The organism is Streptomyces sp. NPDC028711, assembly GCF_055565415.1.
In genome coordinates, this window is record NZ_JBVHUJ010000015.1 from 1 (window position 1) to 12716 (window position 12716).

Genomic DNA, 12716 nt, shown 5'->3' on the forward strand with positions numbered 1-12716 from the left:
TCGGACAGCTCGTACACCTGGTGCTCGATGCCGTACTCGGCGAGCGCCGCCAGGTTCGCCCCGAAGGTGTTGGTCTCGACGCAGTCCACACCCACCGAGAAGTAGGCGTCGTGGACGGAGGCGACGATGTCGGGGCGCGTCAGGTTGAGGATCTCGTTGCAGCCCTCCAGGTTCCGGAAGTCGTCCATCGACGGGTCGGCCGCCTGGAGCATCGTGCCCATCGCTCCGTCGGCCACCACGACCCGTTTCGTGAACTCCTCCCGCAGGGACGGCCGGGCTGTACTCACGTGAGCCCCCTCAGATGCGTGACGAGCGTGGCCGTGCAGACCGTCCCGTACGTCGTCCGGATCCGGTCGAGGAGCGAGTCCCGGTGCAGCCGGTACTCCTGCGTCCCCACGTAGTCGAGGACGGTCGCGGCGACCGCGCAGCCCAGCTGCGCCGCGCACCGCTCCGGCACGCCCCACAGCCAGCCCGCGAGGAACCCGGCCCTGAAGGCGTCCCCGACGCCCGTCGGGTCGATGACGGCCGCGACCTGCACCGCCGGCACCGCGAGCGGCTCGCGGTCCTCACCCCGGATGCGGACGCCCGCCTCGCCGTGGGTGGTGACCCAGGTGCCGACCCTGCGCAGCACCTCGGCCTCCGACCAGCCGGACTTCTCCAGGAGCAGCGCCGTCTCGTACTCGTTGGTGAACAGGAACCGTGCCCCGTCCACCAGCTCCCGCACCTGCTCGCCGTCGAGCCGCGCCAACTGCTGCGACGGATCGGCGGCGAAGGGAATCCCGAGGTCACGGCAGGTGCGGGTGTGCCGCAGCATGGCCTCGGGGTCGTCCGGGGAGACCAGGACGAGTTCCAGCCGGCCGGTGCGCGCGACGACCTCCCGGAGGTCGATCTCGCGCGCCTCGGCCATCGCCCCCGCGTAGAAGGTGGCGATCTGGTTCTGGGCCCGGTCGGTCGTACAGACGAACCGGGCGGTGTGGAGCGACTCGCTGACGCGCACCGAGTCGGTGTCCACACCGTGGTCCTTCAGCCAGACCCGGTACGGCTCGAAGTCGGCGCCGACCGCGCCCACGAGGGCGGGACGCAGGCCGAGGACACCGAGTCCGAAGGCGATGTTCGCTGCCACTCCGCCACGCCTGACCTCCAGGTTGTCGGCGAGGAACGACAGGGAGACCTTGTCGAGCCGGTCGGCGAGCAGCTGCTCGCTGAACCAGCCGGGGAAGGTCATCAGATGGTCGGTCGCGATGGATCCCGTGACAGCGATACGCATGCCCTACGCCTCCACTGCCTTCTTCAGGGCCTCCACGCGGTCCGTGCGCTCCCAGGTGAACTCGGGGAGCTCGCGGCCGAAGTGGCCGTAGGCCGCCGTCTTCGCGTAGATGGGTCGCTTGAGGTCCAGGTCGCGGATGATCGCCGCGGGGCGCAGGTCGAAGACGCTCGACACGGCCTCCTGGATCCTCTCGTCCGGCAGGGTGCCCGTGCCGAAGGTCTCCACGAAGAGACCGACCGGCTCGGCCTTGCCGATCGCGTACGCCACCTGCACCTCACAGCGCTTGGCCAGGCCGGCCGCGACGACGTTCTTGGCGACCCAGCGCATCGCGTACGCCGCCGAGCGGTCCACCTTCGACGGGTCCTTGCCGGAGAAGGCACCGCCGCCGTGGCGGGCCATCCCGCCGTACGTGTCGATGATGATCTTCCGGCCGGTGAGTCCGGCGTCGCCCATGGGGCCGCCGACCTCGAAGCGCCCGGTGGGGTTCACCAGGAGCCGGTAGCCGTCGGACTCCAGGCTGACGCCCTCCTCGACGAGCTCCTTGAGGACGTGCTCGACGACGTACTCGCGCACGTCGGGGGTGAGCAGGCCCTCGACGGAGATGTCGGCGGCGTGCTGCGAGGAGACGACCACCGTGTCGAGGCGGACCGGGCGGTCCCCGTCGTACTCGATGGTGACCTGGGTCTTGCCGTCGGGCCGCAGGTACGGCACGGTGCCGTTCTTGCGGACCTCGGTCAGCCGGCGCGAGAGCCGGTGCGCCAGGGCGATCGGCAGCGGCATCAGCTCGGCCGTGTCGTCACAGGCGTAGCCGAACATCAGGCCCTGGTCGCCGGCGCCCTGGGCGGCGAGCTCGTCGCCCTCGCCCTCGACCCGGGACTCGTACGCCGTGTCGACGCCCTGCGCGATGTCCGGCGACTGGGCGCCGATGGACACCGAGACGCCGCAGGAGGCGCCGTCGAAGCCCTTCGCGGAGGAGTCGTAGCCGATGTCGAGGACGGCCTCGCGCACCAGCTTCGCTATCGGCGCGTACGCCGTGGTGGTGACCTCGCCGGCGATGTGCACGAGACCCGTGGTGATCAGGGTCTCCACCGCCACCCGCGAGGACGGGTCCTCCGTGAGCAGCGCGTCGAGGATGGTGTCGCTGATCCGGTCCGCGATCTTGTCGGGGTGTCCCTCGGTCACGGACTCCGAGGTGAAGAGGCGGCGGCTCATGCCTGGACCTCCGCCGGGGCCTTGAAGAAGTGCTGCTCGATGGCGCCGAGGGTACGGATGGACTCGACCTCGAGGGTCTCCATCTGGATGGCGGTTCCGCTCTCCTGCTCCAGGAGGAAGACGAACTCGACGAAGGACAGCGAGTCGATGAGCCGGTTCTCGATCAGGTCGAGGTCGGGCGCGATGTCGTCGCGCTCCGGGTGACGGTCGAGGATCCAGTTCTTCACCGTCTGCAGGCCGTCGGCCATGGTTGCTCTCCTTTAGCTGCTGCTAGCTACTGCTTCTGGACTGGGTACGTAAGGGGTGGGGGCGATGATCGGTGCGGCCACCGCCACCGCGTAGTCCACGTCATGACTGATGGACACGGTGATCTCGGTGATGCCGGACTCCGCAGCCATCTCGGCGGCCGAACCGTGCAGCTCGACGAGCGGCCAGCCGCCCTCCGAACGCCGCACGACGATCTCCGGCCACGGGAGGAACCTGCCCCTGACCCGTAAGGTCTTGAAGGCCGCCTCCTTGGCCGCGATCCGCCCGCACAGGCTCAGTACGTCGAGCCCCGAGGAGGTGCGGCAGTCGGCGAGCTCGCCGGAAGTGAGCATCCGCTCGAAGAACCGCTCCCCGTACTGGGCGAGGAGCCTGCGGACACGGTTGACGGACACGATGTCCATGCCGAGGTTCGCCCACCCCAGGCCGCCCGCCGGCGGGGCGGCGGGACGGGCCGGCACGTCAGATCACCGGCCCGGCCGCGCCACTCGCATCGGCCCGCAGGCGGGCGTTCGCGTCGAGCACCGCCCGGGTGGCGGACTCCCAGCTGCCGTGGCGCCGGGTCAGCGCCGACAGCCACCGTTCGAGGCCGAAGGCGACACAGCTGGTGAAGGCCGGTCCGCCGGACGACTCCAGGCTGATGTCGCAGCGGTCGCCGAAGAAGTTCCGGTGCGTGTTGACCGAGGCGATGGCCAGGTCCTCGTACAGGAACTCGTACTTCACCGGGGTGAGGCGCTGGAGGAGTGCCTTCGAGCCGCCCTTGTCGAAGAACGGGTCGCAGGCGGCCTCCTTGCGCAGCGGCAGGTCGAGAGCCGCGGCGAACCGCTGGATCCTGGCCTGGAAGTCCGCGAGATGCGTCTCGGCGTGCTCCCGCGTGCCGATGGCGACGACCTCCCGCATGCGGAAGCCGAGCTGGCGCCGCATCCCCTCGTAGTGGGTCTCCTTGCGGAAGCACCAGGAGCAGATCGTGACGAGGGTGTCGTCGGCGACCTGGGTGCCCTGGTGGTCGAGGTAGACGGCGTAGCAGGACGCCGAGGGCAGTCCGAGCGCGGCGGGTTCGAGTGCCTCGCTCGGGAAGCGGCCCGTGTCGGCGGAGAAGGGCGCGGTCTCCCGGCGCTCCAGGTCGAGCGGGGTGGCGACGACGGCCTGGTGCGGGAAGTTGTCGTAGTAGTCGAGCTTCGCCAGGTCAGCGGCCGGAAGCAGCGGGGGCATGGTCATCGGGCGTGCGCCGGCCGTCACCCCCCAGCTCTCGAAGGTGTCGTCGAGGAGCCGCAGCAGGCGGGTCCCCTCCGGGCCGAGCGAGGGCAGGCCCCTCGTCTCGCCCTGGGATTCCCCGCCGGTCGCGGGGGCCCCGGCTTGCGCGGGGGTCGTCACGGTCATGTCTCTTCACCTCTCGGGTGGGAGGTCTCGCGGGCGCGCTCAGACGACGGGCAGGGTGTCGTCGGCGAAGATCCCGGTCTTCAGGAAGAAGGCGAGCGGCTTGCGGATCGCCTTGCGCTCGTGGGGGCGGCGGCTCTCGTCGGCGACCAGCGCGTTGCGCAGGGCCAGCGGGTCGGGGATGCCGGCGTCGCGGTACACGTGGGGGTTGTAGAGCGAGTTGATGCTGTAGACGACGTACCGCTTGAGGTACGCCTCCACCTCACGGACCCGCTCGGCGCTCACGGCCTGGCACATCCGGCTGTACAGGAGGGAGACCAGCTCACGGCCGAAGGCGATGTGGCGGGACTCGTCCTGGTGGTGGATGCGGTTGACCTCGCGGATGGTGTGGCAGAGCGAGGTGTCCTTCGCCATCCGGGCGTTGTAGTGGTCGACGAGCTCCTCGAAGAAGAGGATGCGGGTGAAGACGAGGAAGTTCTCGACCTCGGGCTCCCAGGCCGCGTCGGCGCGCATCGCGGTGGAGCCGTAGATCTTGTTGCCGTAGCGGCGGCAGAACTCGGAGAAGAACCACATGTGTTCGTTCTCCTCACCGATGAAGTGGTGGAAGAAGTCCGAGGGAACCTCGAAGCCGGGCATGTGGATGCGGCCGACGACCTCGATGAGCAGCTCGCGGATGCCGTGCACATTGAGGCTGTAGAAGTTGACGGACTCCCACTTCGAGAGGCGCTGAAGCGTTTCCTCGCCGAGGGCGTCGTAGTGCTCGGTGCCGTAGACGGTGAGCAGCTCCGGCGTCATCCAGAAACGGTTCTCCTCCAGCGTCTCGGGCCACTGGAAGGTCTGGTACGGGTTGTAGTAGTCCTCGACGGAACGCTCGCTGAGCCGCTCCAGGACCTCCATGAACCGGTCGGTGACGGGCAGGGGGGCGGTCACGCCCATGATCAGGCTCCTCTTGGTCGGTTACGGGCGGACTTCGTAGACCGCGTTGACCGGGGTCTCCGTCGCGCGCCGCCAGCGGGTGAAGCCGGCCTCCTCCGCGATGGCCCGGAAGGCCTTCTCGCCGGAGTGGTTGCCGAGGGCGTGCGGGCCGCGCTGGGCGACGGCGACGGGCAGGCACATCACGGCGGACAGGGCCATGAACATGCGGGCGGCGGGCGTCTGGACGTCGATGTCCTGCGGGGACACGTTCGACTCGACGAGCATCCAGGTGCCGTCCGCGTCCAGGGACTTGTGGACGTGCTGCGCGGCGGCGACCGGGTCGCCCATGTCGTGCAGGGCGTTGAAGAAGCACACCAGGTCGTAGCCGGAGCCCGGGTAGTCGTCGGCCGAGGCCACCTCGAAGACGACCCGGTCGGAGAGACCGGCCTCCTCGGCGAGCTCCCGAGCGATCGAGATGGCCTCCTCCGAGTAGTCGAAGCCGTGGACGGTGGCCTGCGGGAAGGCCTTCGCGATGAGGAGCGTGGTGTGGCCCACACCGCAGCCGACGTCGGCGACCGTGCCGCCGTTCGCCAGCTTGTCGGTGACCTGGTGGAGGGAGGGCAGCCAGTCCGGGACGAGCTTGTGCTCGTACGTCGGCTGGAAGAAGGAGCCCATGCCGGTGTCGAGGGCAGCGTCGTGCTCGGCCCAGCCGACGCCGTCACCGGTGCGGTACGCCTCGACGAGCAGGTCCTCGGTGGCGTACAGCGCCTTGAGGGCGGTGAAGAACCCGGCGGCGTACGTGACGGCCTTCGGGTCGGCGAGCACCTCGACGTGGTCGGCGGGGAGCGTGTACGTACGGGAGCTGGGGTGCCGCTCGACGTACCCGGCGGAGAGCTGGGCGTGCAGCCACTCCTCGATGTACCGCTCGTTCGTGCCGGTCTCCGCCGCGAGCTGCCCCGCGGTGAGCGGGCCCTTCTCGGCCAGCGCCCTGTACAGGCCGAGGCGCTCGCCGAGGGCGACGGTCAGACCGCGGACGGCCGCGCCGGCGTCGGTGATGACCCTCTGGTGGAAGTCGTGGGCGCTCATGCCGCCGCCTCCTCGTGGTGGGTGGGGAGATCGCACGTGAACAGGAAGGAGCGGGGGACGCGCGGGACGGTCCTGGCCGGCACCGGGTAGGGCCAGCGGTCGAAGTCGGCGCCCGGCTCACCGGGCTGCTTCACCTCGCGTACGGCCCAGCCGCAATCGTCGAGCAGCGCCTCGGGCTCCTCGGTGCCGAAGAGCCACGGGTTGCCGTCCTCCTTGAGCGCGCTCATGAAGGTGCGGGCGAGCGGGTTGTCCAGGGCGGACTTCGAGATGACGTCGCCGAGCAGCACGGAGCCGGGAGCGGCGTGCGCGGAGAGCGTCGAGATGAGGGTCCGTACGGCCTGCTCGGGCAGGAAGAACAGCAGGCCCTCCACCACCCACAGGACGGGCTCCTCGCTCTTCCAGCCCGCCTCCTTGAGGGGGCCCGTCCAGTCCTGGGTCAGGTCGACGGGGACGGTGACCCGGGTCCGGCCGGCGGGCCGCGGCTCGTTCGCGAGCATCTCGGCCTTGGCCTCCAGGAGGGCCGGGCGGTCGAGCTCGTAGACGGTGACGCCGTCCGGCCAGGGCAGCCGGAAGAAGCGCGTGTCCATGCCGGCGGCGAGGAAGACGACCTGGCGGATGCCCCGCTCCTCCACGGCCTTGACGATGGCGCGGTCGAGGTAGGTGGTCCGGATGGCGAGGAACGGCACGATGCCGCCGCCGTCGTAGCGGTCGAGCAGCTCGAAGCCGATCGCGTCGGCGACGGTGCGCGCGTAGGGATCGGCGAACAGCCGGTCCTCGCGCTCGGTCTCCAGGGCGCGCGCGGCGGCGGTCCACTGGGCGGTGCGGGATACGGCCTCCACAGGAGGTCCCCCTTCAGTTGGTTTTTTTCCGTTGATACGGACGGCCGTGCTCAGGGGCCTGACGAAGGACGGCTCGTCAGGCGCTCATGGCCGGGACACAGGTCTTGGCCGGTCGCGCACACGCGACGGGGTCCTCGGCCGCGGGCATCGACGACAGATGGTCGGCCTCGGAGTCGGCGGGGCGCCGGCGGAAGATGCTGTGCAGGATCATGCTGAACACGGCCGTCCCGTCGGCGGCCACCAGGGTGCACCGCGGTTTGACGGTGCCGGTGGCGGGATTGAACGGCGACGGGGTGGAGCCGAGGATCTCGACGCGTGCGGTGAGGACGTCACCCGGGCGGACGGGCCGCAGGTAGCGGACCTCGTCGATGCCGGGCGAGCCCATACAGGCGCTGTAGGCGAGCAGTCCGTCGACGTAGCGGCGCATGAACATCGCCTGGGTGTGGAACCCGCTCGCGATCAGGCCGCGGAACTGCGACTGCTCCGCGAGCTCGGGGTCCGTGTGGAAGGGCTGCGGGTCGAAGCGCCTGCCGAACTCCAGCACCTCCTCCGTCGTGACGGTGACGGTGCCCAGCTCGTGGACGTCGCCGGGCCGGAAGTCCTCGAAGTAGCGCATCGCGCGCCCCCCTTGACCTAGGAGTGGTCTTTCCCTGGCGACATCCAATCTACGAATTGACCATTTATTTTGTCAACCCAAAAGAAGCCCCGACTACCGTGGAGGGAGGGCCTGTTCGACGTCGCACCAGAGGTCCTCGGCGTCCTCGATGCCCACGGACATCCGCACCAGGCCCGGCGCTATCCCGGCGGCGGCGAGCGCGGCCCCGTCCAGCTCGCGGTGCGAGGTCGACGCGGGGTGCGTCACGAGCGTCTCCACACCGCCGAGGGAGAGCGCGAGCCGGGCGAGCCGTACGCGCTCGACGAAGGCCCGGCCGGCCTCCCGGCCGCCCGTGAGCTCGAAGGAGAGCAGCCCGCCGCCGCCCGCCAGCACCTTCCGCGCGACGGCGTACGAGGGGTGGCCGGCGAGCCAGGGGTAGTGGACGGCCGTGACGCCCGGGTGGCCCGCGAGCCGCTCGGCGAGGACGGCGGCGTTGGCGCAGTGCTCCCGCATCCGCAGCGGCAGGGTGGTGATCCCGCGCAGGGTCAGCCAGGCCGCGAACGGGTCGGCGCAGGCGCCGAGTTCGACCGTGCGGGGCCACACCCGCCGGCGCAGGGCGTCGTCCGCGAAGACGGCGGCGCCGCCGAGGACGTCCGAGTGCCCGGAGAGGTACTTGGTGGTCGAGTGGACGACGATGTCGGCGCCGTGCTCCAGGGGGCGGCACAGGACGGGCGAGGCGAGCGAGTTGTCGACGACGCTCGTCACCCCGAGCGCGCGGGCGGCGGCGAGGAGCCCCGGCAGGTCCGGGACCTGCCCGGTGGGGTTGGCGATGGTCTCCAGGACGAGGAGCCGGGTGGCGGGGTGCACGGCGGCGGCCTCGAACTCGGCGGGGTCGTCGCCCGATATCCGTACGACCTCGATCCCGTACCGCTCGGCCAGGTCCCCCAGGACGGCGTGCGTACCCCCGTACAGACAGCGCTGGGCCACCACCCGGTCGCCGGGCCGCAGGAGCGCGAGCAGCACCCCGCTGATGGCCCCCATGCCCGAGGCGAAGGCGATGGCACCCACGCCTTGTTCGAGCCCGGCGAGGGTCTGCTCCAGGGCCCGTACGGTCGGATTGCCGCGGCGGCTGTAGACGTACCGCCCGTCGGGCCCCGCCATCGCGTCGGCGAGCTCGTCGGCGGAGTCGAAGGCGAAGGCGGAGGACTGCACGAGAGGAACGGAGAGCGGCCAACTGCCTGCCTCGAAGGGCTCGTTGACGACATGGACGGCGCGGGTGTTCAGCTCCATGATCTTCCTTTCCGGATACGGGAAAGGGGCCGCCCGAAGTCCGGTGACGGACATCGGGCGGCCCCTTCGGGGCGGTTCAGGCAGAGACCTTCGCGGCCTCGGGGGCGGGGGCGGCCGCTCCGGCCACCGCCTTGTCGCTCTTCATGACGAGCAGGGTGATCACACCGCCGAGGGCGGCGACGATCGCGGCGCCGATGAAGGCGGCCGAGAAGCCGTCCGTCAGCTTCGGCAGGTTGCCGAGCTGGTCGGCGCCCTGGGACATGGCGACGGCGGTCAGCGCGGCGAGACCGAGCGCGGAGCCCACGTTGTAGGTGGTGTTGACGATGCCGGAGGCGAGACCGGCCTGCTCCTGCGGGGCGCCGGACATGGCCGCGATCATCGCCGGGATGTAGGCGAGGGACATGCCGAGCGCGGCGACGAGCGAGGCCGGCAGGACGTCGACCAGGAAGGAACCGGTCGGCGGGACGGCCGCCAGCCAGACCAGACCGGCCGCGAGGACCAGCAGACCGCCGGCGATGAGCGGCTTGGCCCCGACCTTCATCATGAGCCGGGCGGTGATGGCCGTCATGAAGATCATGAGGAGCACGGTCATCGGGAGCAGCGCGGCACCGGACTCGAAGGCACCGAAGCCGAGGACCTGCTGCAGGTACAGGTTGAGGAAGTACCACATCGGGATCCACGCGGCACCGAGCAGCGTCATCGCCAGGTTCGCCGAGCCGAGGCGCGGGACCCGCCAGACGCTGAGCGGCATGAGCGGCTCGCTGATGCTCTTCTGGATGACGATGAAGAGGCCGAGGAGGACGGCGGCGCCGATCAGCTGGAGGATCGTGCCGGTGGAGCCCCAGCCGACCTCGGGGGCACGGACCACGGCGAAGACGGCGAGGGCGAGGCCGGCGGTGACGGCGGCGGCGCCGAGGACGTCGACCGAGCCGCGGCGGGACTCGACGTTCGGGAGCAGCTTGGTGGCGGCGAGGGTGGCGAGGCCGATCGGGATGTAGATGATGAAGACCCACTGCCAGCTCATCCACTCGGTGAAGACACCACCGAGGAAGACGCCCGCGGTACCACCGGCGGGGGCGGCGGCGCCGTAGAGCGCCATCGCCTTGCCGAGCTCCTTCGGGTCGTGCATGAAGAGCATCATCAGCAGGGTCATCGCGGAGGGCGCGATGAGCGCACCGCCGACGCCCTGGACGGCGCGGCCGACGATCTCGACCCAGGCGGTCTGCGCGGCGGCGGCCACGACGGAGCCGGCGATCATCACGGCCCAGCCGGTGACGAAGATCTTGCGGGCTCCGACGAGGTCGGAGAGGCGTCCGCCGAGGAGCAGCAGACCACCGAAGACGATCACGTAGGCGTTGAAGATCCACGAGAGCTCGCTCTGCGTGAAGCCCAGGTCCTTCTGCATCTCGGGGAGTGCGACCCCGATGATCGAGGTGTCCATGATGACCATGAACTGTGCGGCGGCGAGCACGACAAGTGCCCACCAGCGCCGGGGATTGACGGTTGACATTGCCCTGACCCTTCGCTCGCGATGAACCCCGAGGCGGACCCGGGGGATACCCCTGGGGGGTACCTTCGCGGAGCACCGTAGCATACCCTTGGGGGGTATGTAAGGGAGAGATGAGTGCGGATGGGAAGCGGGGCTTCCGCCGGGCTCGGGGCGGGGCTGCGACCGGCTTGAGCGCGGGCCCGGGGCGGGGCTGCGACCGGCTTCTGCGCGGGCCGAGCCCGGGGCCGGAGCCCCCTCCGCCCCGCCCGGGAGCCGCCTGAGCCCCGCCCTCGCCCGGACCGGCGGGCAGAATGCCCCCATGACCGCCGAGGAAGAGCGCGAGCACGAGCCCACCGTCAGGGACGAGCACGACCGGGACCTGCTCAAGCGCTGGAACGCCACCCTGCTCGCCGCCCGCGCCGGCCGCGAGGGACCCGACCCCGCCCCGTACGGCCGGAACCTGCTGTCCCGCTGGTCCGAGCCGCAGCGCCGCTACCACACGGTCGACCACCTCCGGGCGGTCCTCGACCGCATCGACGAACTGGCCGACCAGGGCGGCGAGGGCGGGGAGTTGGAGCTCGTACGACTGGCGGCCTGGTTCCACGACGCGGTCTACCGACCGGACCGCTCGGAGAACGAGGAGCGGTCGGCGCTCCTCGCCGAGAAGGCCCTCACCGAAGCCGGACTCACCCCCCACGAGGTCGCCGAGGTGGCCCGCCTGGTCCGCCTCACGACCACCCACGACCCCGACCCCGGCGACCTGAACGGCGAGACGCTCTGCGACGCCGACCTCGCCATCCTCGCAACCCGGCCCGATACCTACAGGGGGTATGCGGAGGCGGTCCGCGAGGAGTACGCCTTCGTCCCCGACCCCGCCTTCCGCGAGGGCCGCGCCGCGGTCCTCCGCCAGCTCCTCGGCCTCCCCCGACTCTTCCGCACGCCGTACGGGGCGGCGGCCTGGGAGGAGGAGGCGCGGGAGAACCTGGAACGGGAACTCAAGGAATTGACGGACATGTCCGGCACCGGACGACCCGACGCCGACGCCAAACCGTGACGAGAAATAACCCCCTCCGCCGGTAAGATCATTTCGTTTATCCATATCGACGCGAGAGACGCCAGGAAAGCACATGAAACTGCGAAAGGCCCTTCCGATCGCCGCCGTTCTGCCGGCGCTCCTCGCGATATCCGCGTGCAGCGGCGAATCGGGGGATTCCGGCGACAAGAAGCCGAAGGCGAGCGCGAAGAGCACCCCCGGCTCGACGGACGCGGACGCCAAGGCGGCCGCCGAAGCCGAGCGCATCGGCGCGATGGCCCCGCAGAACCTCGAAAAGGCCACGCTCACCGGGACGAAGAACGGCTTCGAGGCCAAGAAGGTCGCCACGGCGGACGTCGAGGCCGGCCGCGACCTGAAGGCCGACAAGGCCGAATGCCAGCCGATCGCGAGCCTCGCCGGCGGCTTCACCCACATTCCCGCGGTGAGCGTGCAGCACCGCTCGCTCGACCCCGTCGAGGCGAAGAACGCCACCGTCGGATCGATGTGGCTGGCCTCCCACTCGGAGAGCAACGCCAAGAAGGTCATGACCGACCTGCGGAACTCCCTCAAGGAATGCCCCGGCGGCTTCAAGACCCTCGGCCTCACCTACAAGGCGGTCGAGCCGGTCACGGCACCCGCCCTGGGAGACGAGTCCCTCGGCTACCGCATCACGAACGTCGTCGGCAAGCAGAGCGTCACCATGACGTACACGGTGGTCCGCGAGAACGGCGTGGTGGCCGCCTTCTACGGCGTGAACATGCTGACCCCGCAGAAGAGCGCGATCCCGGAGACGATCGTGAAGGCGCAGCTGGAACTCCTGGGCTGACCGCTCACGCTTTTTCTTACCTTCATGTGCGCGAAACGCTCGTACGCAAAACGCCCGGCCGGGAAATTCCCGGCCGGGCGTTTTCTGTGTGACGAACGGTCAGCCGATCGTCCCCGATTCCGCCGGGAAGTCCGGCGGCCAGGGCTCACGCGGGTCGTACAGCGACTGCCGCCCGCCCATCAGCTCGTACTCCGCCTCCCGCCAGCTCGGGTTGCCGCCGACGACGAAGCTGTCGCCGTCGCGCTCCAGCATCCAGGTGAAGGCGGCGTCCTCTGCCGGAATGCCGTGCCGTTCGTGGAGCACGGCGAACTCGTCGGCGGTCGCCCGCCGGATGTGGACCCCGTTCTCGTAGTGGGGCTTGAGGAACATCAGTTCCACATGCCCGATATAGACCTCGACCATCGTCGTGGTCCGGTCCGCGAGCGTGGGCTCACTGGTCAGAAAGAGCTGGCGGTGCGAGGGGTTGAACCCGCTCACTCTGAAGAACCGGCCCTCTCGGACGAAATCTGTCATGCCTTCCATC

General features: G+C 70.2%; 15 protein-coding genes. 2 read left to right on the plus strand and 13 right to left on the minus strand.

The features are described 5' to 3' along the window. The 12 genes from ACZ4VK_RS34015 to ACZ4VK_RS34070 all read right to left on the minus strand — a co-directional run. Positions 1-221, minus strand: a 221-nt coding sequence (locus ACZ4VK_RS34015) for a homocysteine S-methyltransferase family protein (protein WP_468361230.1), incomplete at its 3' end; no start/stop codon positions are given. Between the two features lie 62 nt (positions 222-283). Then, positions 284-1267 carry a carbohydrate kinase family protein gene (locus ACZ4VK_RS34020; protein ID WP_468360920.1) on the minus strand — a complete coding sequence of 328 codons (984 nt, stop codon included), beginning with the start codon at positions 1265-1267 and terminating at the stop codon, positions 284-286. Positions 1268-1270: 3 nt separating this feature from the next. Further along, positions 1271-2479 carry a methionine adenosyltransferase gene (gene metK, locus ACZ4VK_RS34025; protein ID WP_468360923.1) on the minus strand — a complete coding sequence of 403 codons (1209 nt, stop codon included), beginning with the start codon at positions 2477-2479 and terminating at the stop codon, positions 1271-1273. Continuing rightward, a complete protein-coding gene (locus ACZ4VK_RS34030) occupies positions 2476-2727 on the minus strand; it encodes an acyl carrier protein (RefSeq protein ID WP_015035276.1) in 252 nt (83 codons plus the stop codon). The genes metK and ACZ4VK_RS34030 overlap by 4 nt, the downstream gene beginning before the upstream one ends. Before the next feature lie 12 nt (positions 2728-2739). Continuing rightward, complete coding sequence (gene acpS, locus ACZ4VK_RS34035; protein ID WP_468360926.1) at positions 2740-3204, minus strand: holo-ACP synthase; 465 nt, start codon at positions 3202-3204, stop codon at positions 2740-2742. A gap of 1 nt (position 3205) precedes the next feature. Continuing rightward, complete coding sequence (locus tag ACZ4VK_RS34040) at positions 3206-4123, minus strand: class-II aminoacyl-tRNA synthetase family protein (protein ID WP_468360929.1); 918 nt, start codon at positions 4121-4123, stop codon at positions 3206-3208. Between the two features lie 39 nt (positions 4124-4162). Beyond that, positions 4163-5056 carry a diiron oxygenase gene (locus ACZ4VK_RS34045; RefSeq protein WP_468360932.1) on the minus strand — a complete coding sequence of 298 codons (894 nt, stop codon included), beginning with the start codon at positions 5054-5056 and terminating at the stop codon, positions 4163-4165. 21 nt (positions 5057-5077) lie between these two features. Then, positions 5078-6121 (minus strand): class I SAM-dependent methyltransferase, encoded by a 1044-nt coding sequence (locus ACZ4VK_RS34050; RefSeq protein ID WP_468360935.1) that lies wholly within the window; start codon positions 6119-6121, stop codon positions 5078-5080. Next, on the minus strand, positions 6118-6960 hold the full coding sequence (locus ACZ4VK_RS34055) for a class I SAM-dependent methyltransferase (RefSeq protein WP_468360938.1): 843 nt from the start codon (positions 6958-6960) through the stop codon (positions 6118-6120). The genes ACZ4VK_RS34050 and ACZ4VK_RS34055 overlap by 4 nt, the downstream gene beginning before the upstream one ends. Before the next feature lie 76 nt (positions 6961-7036). Then, positions 7037-7576 (minus strand): MaoC family dehydratase, encoded by a 540-nt coding sequence (locus ACZ4VK_RS34060; RefSeq protein ID WP_468360941.1) that lies wholly within the window; start codon positions 7574-7576, stop codon positions 7037-7039. A gap of 93 nt (positions 7577-7669) precedes the next feature. Then, positions 7670-8845 carry a trans-sulfuration enzyme family protein gene (locus ACZ4VK_RS34065; protein WP_468360944.1) on the minus strand — a complete coding sequence of 392 codons (1176 nt, stop codon included), beginning with the start codon at positions 8843-8845 and terminating at the stop codon, positions 7670-7672. A 76-nt stretch (positions 8846-8921) separates the two neighbouring features. Next, positions 8922-10355: an MFS transporter gene (locus ACZ4VK_RS34070; RefSeq protein WP_468360947.1), complete on the minus strand. Its 1434-nt coding sequence runs from the start codon at positions 10353-10355 to the stop codon at positions 8922-8924. 298 nt (positions 10356-10653) lie between these two features. Here ACZ4VK_RS34070 and ACZ4VK_RS34075 point away from each other — a divergent pair, with 298 nt between their 5' ends. Continuing rightward, positions 10654-11388 (plus strand): HD domain-containing protein, encoded by a 735-nt coding sequence (locus tag ACZ4VK_RS34075; protein ID WP_468360950.1) that lies wholly within the window; start codon positions 10654-10656, stop codon positions 11386-11388. A 73-nt stretch (positions 11389-11461) separates the two neighbouring features. Continuing rightward, on the plus strand, positions 11462-12193 hold the full coding sequence (locus tag ACZ4VK_RS34080; RefSeq protein WP_468360953.1) for a hypothetical protein: 732 nt from the start codon (positions 11462-11464) through the stop codon (positions 12191-12193). Positions 12194-12292: 99 nt separating this feature from the next. Here ACZ4VK_RS34080 and ACZ4VK_RS34085 read toward each other — a convergent pair whose 3' ends face one another. Then, on the minus strand, positions 12293-12706 hold the full coding sequence (locus tag ACZ4VK_RS34085; RefSeq protein WP_468360956.1) for a hypothetical protein: 414 nt from the start codon (positions 12704-12706) through the stop codon (positions 12293-12295). Between the last annotated feature and the right edge of the window lie 10 nt (positions 12707-12716).